The sequence below is a fragment of the Lactococcus sp. FSL W8-0209 genome (assembly GCF_038006585.1).
Taxonomy (GTDB): Bacteria; Bacillota; Bacilli; order Lactobacillales; family Streptococcaceae; genus Lactococcus; species Lactococcus lactis.
Genome location: NZ_JBBOVN010000001.1, coordinates 705713 through 724844 on the forward strand (window position 1 = coordinate 705713; position 19132 = coordinate 724844).

The following is a 19132-nucleotide window of genomic DNA, read 5'->3' on the forward strand; positions in this document are numbered from 1 at the left end:
GCCAAATTGGCTTTTTTATCTGCTCAGCCGTTCCTAATCATTTGATGGATAAAACAAAAAAAGTTAAATTGAGATAACAAATATAATTTGAAAGGCTAATTTTCGCAACCTTAAAGGAAACTTATATGACATTTTTGGCACATTAGTCTTCACGAGTGGTACAGAACCAAAGTTTTGGAAAAACGAGAAACCGCTTTCTTTCTTTTGCTCTTTAGTGTTATAATGAAAATGTAGAAAAGATGAACGTGAAACCAGTTCATCAAAAAAAGTAAAGGAGACTGTTCAACCATGAACAATTTTATTCAAAACAAAATCATGCCTCCAATGATGAAATTTTTGAATACCCGTGCAGTCACGGCAATCAAAAATGGTATGATTTATCCTATTCCATTTATCATTATTGGTTCAGTATTCTTGATTCTTGGTCAATTGCCATTCCAAGCAGGCCAAGACTTCATGAACAAAATCAAATTGGGCCCACTCTTTTTACAAATTAATAATGCTTCATTTGGTATTATGGCCTTGCTTGCCGTATTCGGTATTGCTTACGCGTGGGTTCGAGATGCAGGTTATGAAGGAGTTCCTGCTGGTTTAACTGGTATTATCGTTCACATCTTGTTGCAACCAGACACAATTCATCAAGTAACATCTGTTACTGACCCAACTAAAGTTTCAACTGCTTATCAAGTAGGGGGAGTAATTGACCGAGCTTGGTTAGGTGGGAAAGGGATGGTTCTTTCAATCATCGTCGGACTCTTAGTCGGTTGGATTTACACTGGCTTTATGCGTCGTAACATCACAATTAAAATGCCAGAACAAGTTCCAGAAAACGTTGCGGCATCATTCACTTCACTTGTTCCTGCAGGAGCAATCATTGCCTTAGCTGGAGTTGTTCACGGAATTACAACAATCGGATTCAACACAACTTTCATTGAATTAGTTTATAAATGGATTCAAACTCCATTACAACACGTAACTGATGGTCCTGTCGGCGTCTTCGTTATTGCCTTTATGCCAGTATTTATCTGGTGGTTCGGTGTTCACGGAGCGACAATCATCGGTGGGATTATGGGACCATTGCTTCAAGCCAACTCTGCTGACAATGCTGCCCTCTATAAAGCAGGACATCTCAGTCTTTCAAATGGAGCCCACATCGTTACACAATCATTCATGGACCAATACTTGACAGTTACTGGTTCTGGTTTGACCATTGGTTTGGTTATCTTCCTCTTAGTGAGTGCAAAATCAGTTCAAGGTAAAACTTTAGGACGTATGGAAATTGGACCTGCAGTGTTCAATATTAATGAACCAATTCTCTTTGGTCTTCCTATTGTCTTAAATCCTATTCTTGCAATTCCATTTATCTTAGCACCATTGATTTCAGGAATCTTGACTTACTTAGTGATTTATCTAGGAATCATTCCACCATTTAACGGAGCTTATGTTCCATGGACAACACCTGCAGTTCTTTCAGGATACCTTGTAGGTGGCTGGCAAGGTATGGTTTGGCAAGTTATTATCCTTGCATTGACATCACTTCTCTACTGGCCATTTGCCAAAGCTTATGACAATATTCTTCTTAAAGAAGAAGCTGAAACAGAAGCTGAAATTAATGCTGCTGAATAATAGCAAATTTTAGATGAGCTCAAGAATTCTTGAGCTTATCTTATTAAAAATGTTAATTCTAAAAATTTAAAAGGAGAAATTATGACTTTAAAAAAAGACTTCCTCTGGGGAGGAGCAGTTGCTGCACATCAACTTGAAGGAGGATGGAATGCCGGCGGAAAGGGAGTTTCTGTTGCTGATGTCATGACAGCAGGGAGCAATGGAGTAGAGAGAAAAATCACAGATGGGGTAATTGAGGGAGAAAATTATCCGAATCATGAAGCTATTGATTTTTATCATCGCTACAAAGAAGATATTGCACTCTTTGATGAATTGGGATTAAATTGTTTTAGAACTTCCATTGCATGGACTCGTATTTTTCCAAATGGAGATGAAGCAGAACCTAATGAAGAAGGATTGCAATTCTATGATGATTTATTTGATGAGTGTTTAAAACATGGGATTGAACCTGTAATTACTCTATCTCACTTTGAACTTCCTTATCACTTAGTGACAGAATATGGTGGCTTTCGTAATCGTAAACTCATTGATTTCTTTGTCCATTTTTCAGAAGTCGTAATGAATCGTTATAAAGATAAAGTTAAATATTGGATGACTTTCAATGAAATCAACAACCAAGCAAACTATTTGCGTGATTTTGCACCATTTACTAATTCTGGTTTAAAATTCCCAGAAGGAGCAAGCGAAAAAGAACGTGAAGAAATGATGTATCAAGCGGCTCATTATGAGTTGGTTGCTTCTGCCAAAGTTGTCGCTCTGGGACATAAAATCAATCCAGATTTCCAAATTGGATGTATGATTGCCATGTGTCCGATTTATCCTGCAACTTGTAAACCAGAAGATATGATGGCTTCAACCGTTGCTATGCAACGTCGCTATTGGTTTGCAGATGTTCATGTTCGCGGACATTACCCAAGCTATTTAAAAGCCTATTTTGACCGTAAGGAATTTAAACTTGATATTCTTGATGATGATTTGAAAGCATTGGAAGAAGGAAAAGTAGATTATATTGGTTTTTCTTACTACATGAGTTTTGCAATTAAAGACCATGGTAAAGCTCCTACTTTTGATTACAATGAAGATAAAGATTTAGTCAAAAATGAATATGTTAAAGCTTCTGAATGGGGCTGGCAAATTGATCCTTTAGGATTACGTTATGCAATGAATTGGTTCTATGAACGTTATGAAAAACCACTCTTCATTGTTGAAAATGGTTTTGGTGCTGTAGATGAAGTTGAAGCTGACGGAAGTATTCATGACCCTTATCGAGTAGATTATTTAAAAGCTCATATAGAAGCAATGAAAAATGCTGTAGATTATGATGGAGTTGACTTAATGGGTTATACTCCGTGGGGCTTTATTGACCTTGTTTCTGCTGGGACAGGTGAGATGAAAAAACGCTATGGCGTCATATATGTAGATAAGGATAACGAAGGAAATGGGACATTAGAACGTTCGAAAAAAGACTCCTTTACTTGGTATCAAAAAGTTATCGCAACAAATGGTGAAGAACTTTAAAAATAAAAGACACGAAAGTGTCTTTTTATTTTTATTGGAATGTAAAGAAAACACTCCAAAAGTGGAAAAAGTAGTATAAAGGGTACGTAACTGTATTTTATTAATTTTTGGTGAACTTTAAAGCCTAATAAAGTAAAAATATCAGATTATAAGTTATTTTCATGTAAAAACGTTTCCGATATGAAAAGAACAAGGGTTAAATTTCCAACTAGCTTTTGACAAATTTGTTCATTTTGCTAAAATATCTTTACTGAGTAGTTCATGTGTAACAGAAAGGGGTTTTATGCAAGCAAAATATAGGGGACAGCTTGTAGAAGTCTGGAAAATTTCGCATCGACCAATTCATGAAATATGGGTTAGGCAGGCTTTTGAACAAGAACGGCTTTCTTGGAATGAATGGAATAAAAACGTTTTAAATTTTGAGTCAATTTCAGGAGATTTGGCTTTAGTTGGCGATTTTTTGATTCAAAAAGATGGAAGAAGATTTCATGTTGTCAGCAGAGAAAATGTTCAGCGGGATTTGGTCTTTATGGACACAGAAACAAATTTTAAAATTGGTAATTAAAACAGAAAAGTTGCATAGCTCAAGTCATTTTTTATTGATTTGGAGTTAGCAAATGATTGTTAAAGCCTGTCGGTCGTGACTCAAATGATTTAACTGGAAGTAGAGTGAGCTCATGCTTGCCATAAATTTATTTTTCCGCTATAATAGTTAATGTTGTGGCGGCGTAGTGAAGTGGTAACACATGGCTCTGCAAAAGCTTAATCGTCGGTTCAAATCCGACCGTCGCCTTAATAAAAAAAGATACTTGCTTGGAAAAGCAGGTTTTTTTGTTTTAAATTACATCATTTTTTTAATAGAAATTTGTCTTTTTGATGTGCTTCGGTAATCATACTGACTGGTCTTTTGTGTTAAAATAGGAGCTATGAATATCGAGTCAAAAATTAAAGAGCTTACGGAAAAATTAAATCAGTATGCTTATGAATATTATACTTTAGATGAGCCTTCGGTAGAAGACAGTGAGTACGATCGACTCTATCAAGAATTGGTAAAATTGGAGGCTGAAAATCCACAACTAACTAGAGCGGATTCTCCAACGCACCGAACAGGTGGGGTTATTTTAGACGGATTTGTTAAATTTAGACACCCTTATAATCTCTATAGTTTAGGGGATGTTTTTTCGCGTGAAGAATTAGCAGTTTGGGAAGAACGAGTTCGCAAGGAAATTGCTAATCCAGAGTATATTTGTGAATTAAAAATTGATGGTCTTTCATTGTCTCTTTATTATGAGAATGGTTTGCTTATGACTGCAGCGACTCGGGGCGATGGAACAACGGGTGAAAATATCACAGAAAATGTGAAAAGAATCAAGGATGTTCCTTTAAAGCTTAAAGAAGCAATTGATATTGTGGTACGTGGTGAAGCTTATCTTCCACGTAAGAATTTTGCTAAACTGAACAAAGAGCGTGAACTTGAAGGAGCAGCTCCTTTTGCTAATCCAAGAAATGCGGCAGCTGGAACTTTACGTCAACTTGATACAAAAATAGTTGCCAAACGTGGTCTTGCAACTTTCCTTTATCAAGAAGCAAGTCCAGCAACCAATGACACTCAAGAAGAAGTCTTAGAATATTTTGAAGAACTTGGTTTCCAAGTCAATCCTGAACGTAAATTTGCTCGAAATATGGATGAAATTTGGGAATTTATTGAAGAGGCTACCCGTCTGCGTGACGAATTGCCCTATGACATTGACGGGGTTGTTGTAAAAGTTAATAATCTTGCTGAGCAGGAGGAATTAGGTTTTACGGTTAAGGCACCGCGCTGGGCGATTGCTTACAAATTTCCAGCTGAACAAGCAGAAACAGAAATTTTGTCTGTTGACTGGACTGTCGGTCGGACAGGAGTTGTCACCCCAACAGCAAATATGACCCCGGTTCTTTTAGCACAGACAACGGTTGCTCGAGCAACTTTGCACAATGTAGATTATATTGAGGAAAAGGATATCCGTATTGGTGATCATGTCTTGATTTATAAGGCAGGGGATATTATTCCGAAGGTTGGGAAAGTACTTTTGGACAAACGGCCAGAAGGTCTTGAAGGCTTAGAAATTCCAACGAAATGTCCAGAGTGTGGTTCGGAGTTAATTCATTTTGAAGATGAAGTGGCTTTACGCTGTGTTAACCCCTTATGTCCGGCGCAAATTCGGGAAAAACTAATTCATTTTGCTAGTCGTGATGCTATGAATATTGTGGGCTTAGGCCCGTCAGTCATTTCACAACTTTTTGATAAAAAATTGGTGGCTGATGTTGCTGATTTATATCAATTGACGATTGAAGATTTACTGACATTAGATAAGGTCAAAGAAACATTGGCTCAAAAAATTGTGTCAGCAATTGCGCAGAGTCGTGAAAATTCGGCGGAAAAATTATTATTTGGTTTAGGAATTCGTCATGTTGGTGGTAAAGCGGCTAAATTACTTTTGGAACGTTTTGCTAATCTTCGAGCGCTTTCTAAAGCAACAGAAGAAGAAATTTCTGAAATTCCATCTTTAGGTGGGGTCATTGCTACGGCTGTCGTTTCTTATTTTGAAACTGACGGAGCAAAAATTTTACTGGATGAACTTGAAAATGCTGGTTTAAATTTTGATTATTTAGGGGCTGTTAATGTTGAAGGAATATTATCAGGTAAGACAGTTGTCTTAACAGGTAAATTGACGACTTTGAAGCGCTCAGAAGCAAAAGAAAAATTGGAAGCGTTGGGAGCAAATGTTTCTGGTTCTGTTTCTAAGAAAACTGATTTGGTAGTCGCCGGAGAAGAAGCAGGTAGCAAACTGACAAAAGCTCAAGACTTAGGAATTGAAATCTGGTCAGAGCAAGATTTGCTTGATTTATAAACTAATTTGTATTGAATATTACTGACAGACTTTAGTGAGAGCGTAAATTTACTGACAGAAATTTGAACTTTGGTTCAATTGGTGGGGTCACTCTTTTGGGAGTTTGTCAGTAAATTATTTTTTAAGAATGGATGAGAGAAGGTTTCGGAGAAAATGATGAAGGCGAGATTGATTTACAATCCGACATCGGGTCAAGAAATTATAAAAAAACATATTGCAGATATTTTGGATAAATTAGAGCAATATGGTTATGAGGCCAGTGCTTATCAAACCACAGCAGAACAAGATTCCGCAAAAAAAGAGGCGGCAAGAGCAACAGAAGCTGGCTTTGATTTAATCATTGCGGCTGGTGGTGATGGTACTATTAATGAAGTTGTAGCTGGAATTTCTCCTTTTGAGAAACGTCCTCAATTAGCTATTGTTCCAACGGGAACGACAAACGACTTTGCTAGGGCTTTAAAAATTCCAAGAGGAAAACCGCTTGAAGCGATTGAAATTATTGGTAAAAATCAGATTCTAAATATTGATGTCGGTCATGCCGTAATCAGAGAAACACAAGATGAACAGTATTTTATTAATATCGCTGCTGGGGGCGGTTTGACAGAACTTACTTACAGTGTTCCCAGTCATTTAAAAACGGCTTTTGGTTATTTGGCCTATTTAGCAAAGGGTGCAGAACTTTTACCTCGTGTGCGTAAAGCACCGGTTCGTGTTGTTCATGATGAAGGCGTATTTGAGGGTGATATTTCAATGTTCTTTGCCGCACTTACTAATTCAGTTGGTGGCTTTGAAAAGATTGCACCTGATGCTAAATTAGATGATGGACTTTTCACACTGATTTTGGTGAAAACAGATAATCTATTTGAACTTATTGCTTTACTTGCGATTGTAGCTAATGGAAAACATTTGGATGATGTTAATTTGGAATACATTAAAACAAGTAAAATAGAAATCGAAGCCTTAGGCGGTCAAAAAATTCTTCTTAATTTAGATGGAGAATATGGTGGAGATGCTCCAGTTCAATTTGATAATCTCAAAGGTCATTTGGATATGTATGTAAACCTTGATGAAATCAACGATGACCATTACCTTGGAGACGAAGAAACCTTGGCATTAGAAGCAGTTGCGCAAAAATTTGCCGAAGAAGCCAATAAAATTAAAGATGAAGATGAAGAAGATTAAAAAGTTACTGACAGATCTGTCAGTAACTTTTTCTGTCAGTAAAATACGACGGCTCGGAGCATTTTAGTTGAGGCTAAGAGAATTGTCAACTACATTAATAATTCTGTCAGTAAAATGTGCAACTTGTACAATTAATTTAGGCAAATCACTGATTGAAAACAGAAAACGTTTACAGTAGAATAATATTAAAGAACAAATGTTATTAGAGGAGAAAAAATGACAACACTCAGTTTAGACAAAATCTACAAAAAATATCCCAATGCGACGCAATACGCTGTTGAAGATTTCAACATTGATATCAAAGATAAAGAATTCATTGTATTCGTTGGTCCTTCAGGTTGTGGTAAATCAACAACATTGCGAATGGTCGCTGGTCTTGAAGATATTACTGAAGGCGAATTTAAAATTGACGGTAAAATCATGAATGATGTCGCACCAAAAGATCGTGATATTGCCATGGTTTTCCAAAACTATGCGCTTTATCCACATATGACCGTTTTTGATAACATGGCCTTTGGTTTGAAACTTCGTAAGTTCAAAAAAGATGAAATTAAACGTCGTGTTGAAGAAGCTGGAACAATTCTTGGTCTTTCTGATTTGCTTGACCGTAAACCTGCTGACTTATCAGGTGGTCAACGTCAACGGGTAGCAATGGGACGTGCGATTGTCCGTGATGCCAAAGTTTTCCTCATGGATGAACCTTTGTCAAACTTGGATGCTAAACTTCGTGTTTCAATGCGTACAGAAATTGCAAAAATTCACCGTCGAATTGGAGCGACAACAATCTATGTAACCCATGACCAAACTGAAGCGATGACTCTTGCTGACCGTATTGTTATTATGTCATCATCACCAAACTCTGATAAAACAGGGACAGTTGGTCGTGTTGAACAAATCGGAACACCACAAGAGCTTTATAATGAACCTGCTAATAAATTTGTTGCCGGTTTTATCGGTAGTCCTGCGATGAACTTCTTTAATGTCAAAGTTGCTTCTGGAAAATTAACAAATAATGAAGGTTTGAATATGGACCTTCCTGAAGGAAAAGCAAAATTGCTTAAAGAACAAGGGTATGAAGGAAAAGAAGTGATTCTTGGAATTCGTCCAGAAGACATTCAAGCAAGCAATTTGGCACAACAAGCCTATCCAAATCAAACAATTGAAGCTGAAGTTGTCGTTTCTGAACTTCTTGGAGCAGAAACTATGCTTTATCTTAGAGCTGGTTCAACTGAATTTGTTTCTCGTGTTGAAGCGCGTGATTTCCGCAATCCAGGAGAAAAAATTACAGTGGCTTTGAACCTAAACAAATCACATTTCTTTGATGCTCAAACTGAACATCGCATCATTGATTAAAATTTACGCCCTCTTATCTCTAAAGATTCTGTCATTAATTGATAGAATCTTTTTTAGTTTGTAAGTGAAAAAATTACTGATAGGTCTTGTAAATAAAGGCTTTTCAACGATAATGTCAAAGATAATTGACACTAAGCAGCTTCAACTTTTCAGGCTTAAAATGCTAAAATTAACTTAGTCAAAATAATATTATTAGGAAAGCTCTCATCTTTTTCGATTTAGTACTAAATCACATAAAGAACACCGACACCGCTCTTTATGCCGTAAAAATGTCGAATAAATGCTCTCCTGAGAAGGTTTGAAAAAAATGAAAAAAACAATGGACGGAAACATGGCGGCAGCACATATTGCTTACGCCTTTTCAGAAATTGCCGTAATTTATCCAATTACCCCAAGTTCACCAATGGCAGATTATACTGACGCGTGGTCAGTTGCTGGTCGTAAAAATATCTGGGGCTCAACAGTAAAAATTATAGAACTACAATCAGAAGCCGGTGCAGCAGGTGCCATGCACGGTGTTCTTAAAGCAGGAGGGCTTGCGACAACTTATACCGCTTCGCAAGGGCTCCTTTTAATGCTTCCAAATATGTATAAAATGGCTGGTGAACTTTTGCCAGCAGTTATTCATGTCGCAGCTCGTGCCGTAGCGGCTGGGGCGCTTAATATTTTTGGAGACCAGTCTGACGTGATGTCAGCCAGAACAACTGGGTTTGCCATGTTAGCAGAGTCATCTGTTCAAGAAGTGATGGACTTGTCAGCAGTTGCCCACTTAGCAACACTTGAAGGTTCAGTTCCTTTCTTGAATTTCTTTGACGGTTTTAGAACTTCTCATGAAATTCAAAAAATTGATGTTATTGATTATCAAGATTTATTACCAATGGTTAATCAAGAAAAATTAGCTGATTTTCGTGACCGTGCAATGAACCCTGATCATCCTACAGTTTCAGGGACAAATCAAAATGCAGATATCTATTTCCAACAAAGGGAAACGGTCAATTCTTACTATGAAGCTCTTCCTGAAATCGTTCAAAAATACATGGGAAAAATCAATAAACTTCGTGGGACAGATTATGATTTAGTCAATTATTATGGCGCACCTGATGCGACAGAAGTCATTGTTTCTATGGGTTCTGTTGCTGGGACAATTGAGCAAACAGTTGATTATTTAAATGGACAAGGCCGAAAAGTTGGTTTTATCAATGTTCACTTATATCGTCCATTTCCATTGGAAAACTTTCTTGAAAAATTACCAAAGACAGTCAAATCAGTAGCGGTCTTAGACCGTACAAAAGAATCTGGTTCAAATGGAGAACCTCTTTTCCTTGACGTTCAATCAGCGCTTTTCAATTCTAATGTTAAACAAGTGATTGGTGGCCGCTATGGAATTGGTGGAAAAGATACTCGTCCAGAACACATCGTCAGTGTTTTTGATGAATTAGTCAAAGCACAACCAAAACGTATGTTTACAATCGGAATTAATGATGATGTTACAAACTTGTCTCTGACAAATTCAAAAGTCCTTGATTTAACACCAGCAGATACATTTCAAGCAAAATTCTGGGGCTTTGGTTCAGATGGAACAGTTGGTGCCAATAAAGCAGCAATCAAAATTATTGGTGACCATACTGATAAATATGTTCAAGCCGCTTTTGAATATGATTCAAAAAAATCAGGTGGATTAACCATTTCACATTTACGTTTTGGTGATTCGCCAATTACTTCTGAATATATGACAGCTACACTTGATTTTGTTGCTTGTCACAACATGACTTATGTACGTAAATATAACTTGACCAAAGGCTTGAAAGCTGGAGGCCTATTTCTATTAAACACAAGTTGGAATCTAGAACAACTTTCAAAAAATCTTCCGAATGAAATGAAGAAATTCATTGCCGAAAATCAAATTCGATTTTATACGATTGATGCCATGAAAATTGCTCATGAAACCGGAATGGAACGCAGAATTAATACGATTATGCAGGTCGCCTTTTTCAAATTGGCTCATGTTATGCCTTTTGATGAAGCCTATGAGATTCTGAAAAAGGATGCTCAAAAATATGCAAAGAAATCACCAACCATTGTTGAACAAAATTTGAATGCAATGGCACTTGCTTTGAACGGCTTGCATGAAGTAAAGATTCCAGAAAGCTGGGCTGAAACTCAAGAAGAAAAAACGAAAGTTCTTACGACAGAAAGTTCTCGTAAAAAATATGTTTTTGAAATTGTAAATAAAACCAATGCCTTTGAAGGTGATGAACTTTCGGTACAAACCTTAGTCGATAACAAAATGACTTTTGGAGATGAACCATTGGGAACAAGTGCTTCTGAAAAAAGGGGAATTGCCTTAGAAATTCCTGAATGGAATGCCCAAGCTTGTATTCAATGTAATGAATGTTCATTTGTTTGTCCTCATGCTGCCATCAGACCATTTTTAGTCGACGAAGACGAATGGAATCAAGCACCAGAAGGTTTCCATGTTATGGATTATAAAGGAGCTGATGGCTTAAAATATCGGATTCAGGTCTCTGTTGAAGACTGTACAGGTTGTGGATTATGTGTTGAAGCCTGTCCTAAAAAGGGTGAAGCTTTAAAAATGATTCCTTATGAGGGACAAGAAAAAGAATCTGTCAATTGGGCTTTTGCGCAAACCCTTAAAACAAAAGAAAATCCAGCTCGTCCAGGTACAATTGCCGCTAGTCAATTTGAAAAACCACTTTTTGAATTTTCAGGAGCATGCTCAGGCTGTGGTGAAACACCATATATTAAATTATTGACACAAATGTTTGGTGACCGAATGATGATTTCCAATGCAACTGGCTGTTCAGCCATTTATGGTGGAACACAAGCAACACCATATACAACAAATGAGTTTGAACAAGGCCCTGCATGGTCAAACTCACTCTTTGAGGATAATGCGGAATACGGATATGGAATGTGGTTAGCTTCTCAAACCAGACGTCAAAAATTAGCAGCCCAAGTCCTTGAAGCCTTGCCAGAAATGTCAGATGATTTGCAAAAATTGGCGAAAGACTGGGTAGAACACTTAGAAGATTCAGAAGGAACACGAGCAAGAGCCGAAAAAATGAAGGGAATGCTTGCTTCTGAACACTTCAACTCAGCTAAGTTGGATGAAATATATAAACAAAAAGATCAATTTGTAAAACCAACCCAATGGATATTTGGTGGAGATGGTTGGGCCTATGATATTGGTTTTGGCGGTTTAGATCATATTGTAGCTTCAGGTGCTGATGTTAATATCTTAGTTATGGACAACGAAGTCTATGCCAATACTGGGGGACAAGTTTCTAAAGCAACTCCAGCTTCAGCAATTGCACAATTTGCTGCTAGCGGTAAATCTAATACGAAAAAAGATTTAGGAGCGATGCTAATGACCTACGGAGATGTTTATGTGGCTCAGATTGCTTCTGGAGCAAACATGATGCAAACAATCCGTGCTTTTGATGAAGCTGAAAAATTTAAAGGTCCCTCAGTCATTATTGCTTATACTCCATGTATTTCACATGGTTTATATGGAGGAATACATTTAGCACTTGATGAAGCAAAAGAAGCCGTGAATTCTGGTTATTGGCAACTTTATCGCTATAATCCTCTTCTTGAAGATTTGGGTAAAAATCCGATGATTCTTGATTTCAAAAAACCTAATTTTAGTAAAGTTAGAGATTTCTTATTGACACAATCTCGTTTTGGTAATCTATTAAAAGTTGATGCTGAACATGCAGAAAGTTTGTATGCTAAAGCTGTCAAAGATTCTCGTAAACGATTTATGCGTTATGCTAGAACATCAGGAGATTTAGATAAGTATTTAGAACGTGAAGCAAAAGCACTGGCGAAAAAAAATCCTGAATCAGAGGGGACTATAGAAGTTACTCTGCCAAAAGAACGTAAGAAACGTCCAGTTGATCCTGAGCGTGAAGCAAGACGAGCTGCTCGTAAAGCAGAACGTGAGGCTAAAAAATAATATATTCTTACTAATGAAAAGTTACTGACAGAATTTTTGTCAGTAACTTTTTTATTCTCGTCAGCTAAAAACTACAGTTTTGCTAATGTAAAAATTACAGATAGATTAAGGGAATAAGAACAAGATGATAAATCTTTATTTGGGAATAAAGCAGTTCACGTAAAATTTTGGTATAATTAGACTAACAATATAAAAGGAGGGGGACTTTTGACCGACTTCAATCAATTTTTTAACCTTGAGTTTTGGCAAAAGATTTTTGAATTGAATGAATCACCTCTGCGAATTGCTATTGCAATATTAGACATTGCAATTATCAGTTTTTTCCTTTATCAAGCGATTAGGTTTGTACAAGGAACAAAATTAATGACGCTTGTTCGTGGTGTGATTATTTTCATTTTTATCAGAATTATTGCCGGACTTATTGGACTTACAACAGTTGAGTGGTTACTCAACCAAGTTATTACATATGGGGTTATCGCCGGAGTTATCATTTTTCAGCCTGAAATTAGGCGAGCGCTTGAAAGCTTAGGAAGAACAACCACATTATTTACACCAACGAGAAAAAGTAGCCCTGATGGGCATATTTCAGCTTACGAGAAATCTTTTGCTTACATGTCTGAGCGAAAAATTGGCGCTTTGATTGCGATTGAGCAAGGGCAAAATTTAAATGAATTTGTAAGTACAGGGATTCGTTTAGATGCGGATATTACTAGCGAATTACTTATTAATATTTTCATTCCAAATACACCTTTGCACGATGGCGCGGTCATTGTTCAGGGAAACAAAATTGCTGTAACCTCTGCCTATCTTCCTTTGACCGAAAAATCGGGGATTTCAAAACAATTTGGGACTAGACACCGTGCTGCAATTGGACTTTCTGAAGTCTCAGATGCTTTAATTTTAGTGGTTTCCGAAGAAACTGGTGGAATTTCAATCGCTCACAATGGAGAATTTTTCGCGGATATTTCCAAAGAAAAATTCCATGATATTCTAGTGGCCATTTTAGTTCCTAAAGTTGAAAAAAATGAAAAAGGAACAGGGAAGAATAGAAAAAATAAAGCAGGAGGAAAGAAAAATGGCAAATAAATTTTTTAATTCCAAAACATTTTATATCCTTGCCTCTGTTTTCTTTGCGATTGTCCTTTTCTTTAATGCTAATGCAACATCCATCCGTAATCAGGGAACTAATCAGTCTGGAGAAGTTTACACAGCCACAATTAATAACGTTCCAGTAGAATTAAAATATAATTCTAATAAATATTTCGTTAGTGGTTATAACAGCACTGCGACGGTTCATCTTTCTGGATATAATCGCTTGTCTATCACTAATGAAGAAAATTCGGACACAAGAAATTTCTTTTTAAGTGTTGATTTGACCAAACTAAAAACAGGAAAATTTGATGTACCAATTCGGATTGAACAACTGCCTGGCGGAGTAACGGCAACGATTGAACCTAAAACAATGAATATCACTTTAGAAGACAAAGTGAAGAAAGAGTTTGAAGTAACACCAAAAGCTGATTCAACTCAATTGCCAGAAGGTTTTACAATTGATTCACTTTCAGTGAGTGATGAAAAGGTAAAAGTGACTGCCGGGGAAGAGAGCATCAAAAAAATTCAAGCAATTGAAGCTGCTTTACCAAATGATGTTAATTTAAATGAAAATTATTCAGGCACAGTCACTCTTCATGCCGTAGACAGCACAGGTAAAATTCTTCCAGCACAAATTGAACCTTCAACGACTCATTTAAAAGTTGTAGTAAATAAATTAACTAAAGATGTGCCGGTTAAAGTGACACAAAAAGGAACGCTTGATAAGACTTTATCATCTATTAAGACAAAAGTATCTGATAAAACAGTTACTCTCTCAGGAGAAAAAAGTGCTTTAGAAGCAATCAACGAGGTTGAAGCATCAGTGGATATCTCTGGAGTTGTAAAAGAAACGAAAGTAACTGTTCCTATACGTGCAACAGGAGTAAGTGCTGATCCACAAGAAGTTGAAGTAACATTAACACCTGTAAAAATAAGTGGATAAATTTTCAGAGTCAAATAAAAATAATAAAAATGGAGACAAGAAAAAATGGGTAAATATTTCGGAACAGACGGTGTTCGCGGGGAAGCAAATGTTGAATTAACGCCGGAGATGGCTTTTAAACTTGGTCGTTTTGGTGGCTATGTCCTTAGTCAACATGAATTAGGTACACCAAAAGTTTATGTTGGTCGCGATACACGAATTTCTGGACAAATGCTTGCGAGCAGTTTGATTTCAGGACTTTTGTCTGTTGGGATTGAAGTTTATGATTTAGGAGTCATTGCAACACCAGGTGTAGCATATTTAGTTAAAAAAGATGGTGCCTCTGCTGGGGTCATGATATCAGCCAGCCATAATCCAGCACTTGATAATGGAATTAAATTCTTTGGTGGTGATGGTTATAAATTAGAGGATGAAAAAGAACTTGAAATTGAAGCATTGATTGACGCTGAAGAAGACACATTGCCACGTCCATCTGCTCAAGGCTTAGGAATGCTGCATGACTATATCGAAGGTGTTCGTAAATATCAAGCTTTCTTAAAAACAACAGCAGAAGGTAATTTTGAAGGCTATAAGGTTGTTCTTGATACAGCTAATGGTGCAGCTTATACTTCTGCTCGTGCCGTTTTTGCTGATTTAGAAGCGAATTTGACAGTTATTGGTGAAAATCCTGATGGACTCAATATCAATGTAAAAGTAGGCTCAACTCATCCTGAAGCGATGGCTAAAAAAGTTGTCGAAACAGGAAGTGACCTCGGACTTGCCTTTGACGGTGATGCTGACCGCCTGATTGCCGTTGATGAAAATGGAGAAATTGTTGATGGCGATAAAATTATGTTTATCGTTGGGAAATATCTTCTTGGACAAGGAAAATTGGCTCAAGATACGCTAGTAATAACTGTGATGTCTAATCTTGGATTCCATTTAGCGCTTGAAGAAGCAGGGATTAATTCAGTGATTACAGCCGTTGGTGACCGTTATGTTGTTGAAGAAATGAAGAAAAATAATTACAACTTCGGTGGTGAACAATCGGGTCATATGATTTTCCTTGATTACAATACAACAGGAGATGGTCAACTTTCAGCCATTCAATTGTTGAAAGTAATGCGTGAAACTGGCAAATCTTTATCTGAATTAGCAAGTGAAGTTACAATTTATCCACAAAAATTAGTTAATGTTCGGGTAAAAGATAATGCAGCTAAAAAATCAGCAATGGATGTGCCAGCGATTCAAAAAGTAATTTCAGAAATGGAAACTTCAATGAATGGGAAAGGTCGTATTTTAGTTCGCCCTTCAGGAACTGAACCACTCTTGCGTGTCATGGCTGAAGCGCCAACTCATGAAGAGGTCAATCATGTTGTAGATACCATTGTTGAAGTTGTTGAAGCAGAAATTGGTGTAAAATAAAGAAAAAAAGCAAGAACTGATTTTGTTCTTGCTTTTTATTATCAAGTAAAAACTCTCCTTATTGGGAGAGCTTTTTTATCTTTTTTGTCGTCTGGCAAATTCTGTGAAACGAAAGCGGTCGACTTGATGTCGAGATTCAGTATACTGAAAAAGAGTATTATCAGCAAGATAAACATGGGATTTGACAGAAACGACATGATGGTCTTTGGGATTTAAGTCAAGATATTTAAAGTCATCTTCGCAGGCAAAATCAATCGTGACTTCCTTTTGAGCATAGGCAATATCAAGCCCTAGAGTATCTTCTAAGTAGTCATAGGTTGAAATTTTAGCATGTTCTGGAGTTAAACCTTCGGAATATTTTTCTAAAAATAAATCCCAATCTAAAATTGAAAATTTGCCATCTACTTTGCGCCTTCTGAGAATACTTATGGCGTGTTCACCAACGGCAAAACCAGTTGTTTCTGAAAGTTTAGGGTTAATTTCAAGTCTTTCAAATCGAATGACCTCAGTTTCACTATGGAAACCCATAGAGGTTTGTAGTTCTTTGTATGAAGTTAAGCCAGAGATAGGGAAAAGGAGCCTATCGTGAGCGAGGACAATGCTACCATAGCCATGTCGTCTTTGAATAAGCCCTTTCTCTTCTAAAATTTTTAAAGCCTGTCTGACTGTTGAACGACTGCTCTCGTAATTAGCAGAGAGCTCATTTTCACTTGGAAGAATATCGTTCGTTTTATAGATATCGTTAAAAATCTTTTTTTCTAAATCTTGCAAAATCACTTCATATTTCTTCATACTTTATATTTTATCATAAAAATAATTGTTACCGCTTGCTGAAAACGTTTTTATATGATACAATGATTTTGTTAACTTGTACGTACAACTTCAAAAGATAGGAGATTCTTATGTTTGGAATAGGAAAAAAGAAAGAATTGAAAGACGATAAAGGGCTATATAATCCAGTTTCTGGAGAAGTTATTGAACTTTCAAAAGTAAACGATCCGGTATTTTCAAAGAAAATAATGGGTGATGGTTTTGCAGTTGAGCCCAAAGAAAATAAAATTTTTGCTCCAGTTTCTGCAAAAGTAACTTTGGTTCAGGGACATGCAATTGGCTTTAAACGTGCTGATGGCTTAGATATTCTTTTACATCTAGGTATTGATACAGTAGCTCTTAAAGGGGCACCATTTAAAATTAAAGTTAAAGTGGATGATATTGTTAATGGTGGTGATGAGCTGGGAACTGTTGATTGGGGGCAGATTGAAGCTGCTGGTTTGGATAAGACAACAATGGTTATTTTTACAAATACTAAAGACCTTTTATCTGGCTTTGAGGTTAAATATGGTTCAGCCAATGCACGTGATGAATTAGGTCAGGCAAGTGTTAAGTAAGTAAAAATATCAACCAATAAATTTATAGCACAAAGAAGACGAGAACTTTGGATATAGATTTTGTGACTATTAAACTCGTCAATTATTATTTTATATTATGAAATGCTTCATAGATAATGAAGCAAAAGGAGAACTTATGGCAAATTATTCACAACTTGCGACTGATATTATCGCAAATGTAGGTGGCGCTGAAAATGTCACAAAAGTTATTCATTGTATCACTCGTCTTCGTTTCACTTTAAAGGACAAGGATAAAGCCGATACAGCAGCAATTGAAGCCTTACCTGGTGTGGCAGGCGCGGTTTATAATTCAAACTTGAATCAATATCAAGTGGTTATTGGACAAGCGGTTGAGGATGTTTATGATGAAGTTGTTGAACAACTTGGTGATGCGGTAGTTGATGATGAGGCAACGGCACAAGCAGTCGCTGCAACAGCACCAGCTAATGGTAAAAAACAAAATCCGATTGTTCATGCTTTCCAAGTGGTCATTGGAACAATTACTGGGTCAATGATTCCTATTATTGGTTTACTTGCAGCTGGTGGGATGATTAATGGTTTACTTAGTATCTTTGTTAAGGGAAATCGCTTAATCGAAGTGATTGATCCTGCAAGTTCAACTTATGTCATTATTTCAACACTGGCAATGACGCCCTTTTACTTCTTACCTGTTTTGGTTGGTTTTTCAGCAGCAAAACAATTGGCACCTAAAGATACTGTTTTACAATTTATTGGTGCTGCAGTCGGCGGATTTATGATTAATCCAGGGATTACTAACTTGGTAAATGCGCATGTTGGAACGAATGCGGCAGGTAAAAATGTTGTTGTTGAAGCAGCTGCTCCTGTTGCAAATTTCCTTGGAGTAACTTTTAATACAAGTTATTTTGGAATCCCCGTTGCTTTGCCAAGCTATGCTTATACAATTTTCCCAATCATTGTAGCCGTGGCAATTGCTAAACCACTGAATGCTTGGTTGAAAAAAGTTTTACCACTTGCCTTGCGTCCAATTTTCCAACCAATGATTACTTTCTTTATTACCGCATCAATTGTTTTACTTTTGGTAGGTCCAGTTATTTCTACAATTTCTTCTGGATTGTCATTTGTGATTGATCATATCTTGTCATTGAATTTAGGAATTGCAAGTATTATCGTTGGTGGTTTGTATCAATGTTTGGTTATCTTTGGGTTGCACTGGTTGGTTGTACCACTTATTTCACAAGAATTGGCGGCTACTGGAGCAAGTTCACTCAATATGATTGTTTCTTTCACAATGCTCGCTCAAGGGGTTGGTGCCTTGACTGTCTTCTTTAAATCTAAAAAAGCAGACCTCAAAGGACTTTCTGCTCCAGCAGCAATTTCAGCCTTTTGTGGGGTAACTGAACCGGCAATGTATGGGATTAATTTGAAATATGTGCGTGTCTTTATCATGTCTTCAATTGGTGCCGCGATTGGTGCAGGTGTTGCTGGATTTGGCGGATTACAAATGTTTGGGTTCTCAGGTTCTTTGATTGGTTTCCCTAACTTTATTTCTAATCCTTTGACACATCACGCTCCTGCGGGTAACTTGATGCTCTTCTGGATCGCCACTGCGGTATGTGCGGTTGCAACTTTCCTATTGGTTTGGTTCTTTGGTTATAAAGATACAGATGTAATGGGAGAAGGTGTTGAACAAAAAAATGCATTTAAAGATGCAGTTAAATAATTAATAAACTCAGTTGGAGGCAGTGCTGATAAATTCTGCTTCCTTTAGTTTTAT

13 protein-coding genes and 1 tRNA gene are annotated in these 19132 nt (G+C 36.9%); 13 read left to right on the top strand and 1 reads right to left on the bottom strand.

Annotation, left to right across the window (positions count from 1 at the left end; all coding sequences use genetic code 11):
- Positions 1–288 precede the first annotated feature (288 nt).
- The 11 genes from MKX45_RS03575 (at position 289) to glmM (ending at position 15988) form a co-directional block, all read left to right on the top strand.
- The gene (locus MKX45_RS03575) at positions 289–1626 is read left to right on the top strand and encodes a PTS sugar transporter subunit IIC (protein WP_003131550.1); all 1338 of its coding nucleotides are present in this window, start codon (positions 289–291) and stop codon (positions 1624–1626) included.
- A gap of 81 nt (positions 1627–1707) precedes the next feature.
- Complete coding sequence (locus MKX45_RS03580; protein ID WP_003131549.1) at positions 1708–3144, top strand: 6-phospho-beta-glucosidase; 1437 nt, start codon at positions 1708–1710, stop codon at positions 3142–3144.
- 283 nt (positions 3145–3427) lie between these two features.
- Positions 3428–3709, top strand: coding sequence for a hypothetical protein (locus MKX45_RS03585; RefSeq protein ID WP_003131548.1), 282 nt, complete (start codon positions 3428–3430; stop codon positions 3707–3709).
- A gap of 157 nt (positions 3710–3866) precedes the next feature.
- Positions 3867–3937 (top strand) — tRNA-Cys (locus MKX45_RS03590).
- Between the two features lie 133 nt (positions 3938–4070).
- Positions 4071–6035, top strand: a complete 1965-nt coding sequence (gene ligA, locus MKX45_RS03595; RefSeq protein WP_039114641.1) for an NAD-dependent DNA ligase LigA — start codon at positions 4071–4073, stop codon at positions 6033–6035.
- 153 nt (positions 6036–6188) lie between these two features.
- Positions 6189–7217 (top strand): diacylglycerol kinase family lipid kinase, encoded by a 1029-nt coding sequence (locus MKX45_RS03600; protein ID WP_012897243.1) that lies wholly within the window; start codon positions 6189–6191, stop codon positions 7215–7217.
- A gap of 216 nt (positions 7218–7433) precedes the next feature.
- Entirely contained in the window at positions 7434–8570 is a 1137-nt protein-coding gene (locus MKX45_RS03605; RefSeq protein WP_003131545.1) for an ABC transporter ATP-binding protein, read from the top strand.
- A 307-nt stretch (positions 8571–8877) separates the two neighbouring features.
- Positions 8878–12549, top strand: a complete 3672-nt coding sequence (gene nifJ, locus MKX45_RS03610; RefSeq protein WP_340816810.1) for a pyruvate:ferredoxin (flavodoxin) oxidoreductase — start codon at positions 8878–8880, stop codon at positions 12547–12549.
- Positions 12550–12756: 207 nt separating this feature from the next.
- Entirely contained in the window at positions 12757–13635 is an 879-nt protein-coding gene (gene cdaA, locus MKX45_RS03615; protein ID WP_003131542.1) for a diadenylate cyclase CdaA, read from the top strand.
- Positions 13625–14584, top strand: a complete 960-nt coding sequence (locus MKX45_RS03620) for a CdaR family protein (RefSeq protein WP_012897245.1) — start codon at positions 13625–13627, stop codon at positions 14582–14584. Before cdaA ends, MKX45_RS03620 begins: the two co-directional genes overlap by 11 nt.
- Before the next feature lie 45 nt (positions 14585–14629).
- On the top strand, positions 14630–15988 hold the full coding sequence (gene glmM, locus MKX45_RS03625) for a phosphoglucosamine mutase (RefSeq protein WP_340816811.1): 1359 nt from the start codon (positions 14630–14632) through the stop codon (positions 15986–15988).
- A 75-nt stretch (positions 15989–16063) separates the two neighbouring features.
- Here glmM and treR read toward each other — a convergent pair whose 3' ends face one another.
- Positions 16064–16780 (bottom strand): trehalose operon repressor, encoded by a 717-nt coding sequence (gene treR, locus MKX45_RS03630; RefSeq protein WP_003131538.1) that lies wholly within the window; start codon positions 16778–16780, stop codon positions 16064–16066.
- 110 nt (positions 16781–16890) lie between these two features.
- On the opposite strand from treR, the gene MKX45_RS03635 reads away from it, so the two are divergent.
- A complete protein-coding gene (locus MKX45_RS03635; RefSeq protein ID WP_012897247.1) occupies positions 16891–17376 on the top strand; it encodes a PTS sugar transporter subunit IIA in 486 nt (161 codons plus the stop codon).
- Between the two features lie 136 nt (positions 17377–17512).
- Positions 17513–19078 carry a PTS transporter subunit EIIC gene (locus MKX45_RS03640; protein ID WP_025016545.1) on the top strand — a complete coding sequence of 522 codons (1566 nt, stop codon included), beginning with the start codon at positions 17513–17515 and terminating at the stop codon, positions 19076–19078.
- The last annotated feature ends 54 nt before the right edge of the window (positions 19079–19132 follow it).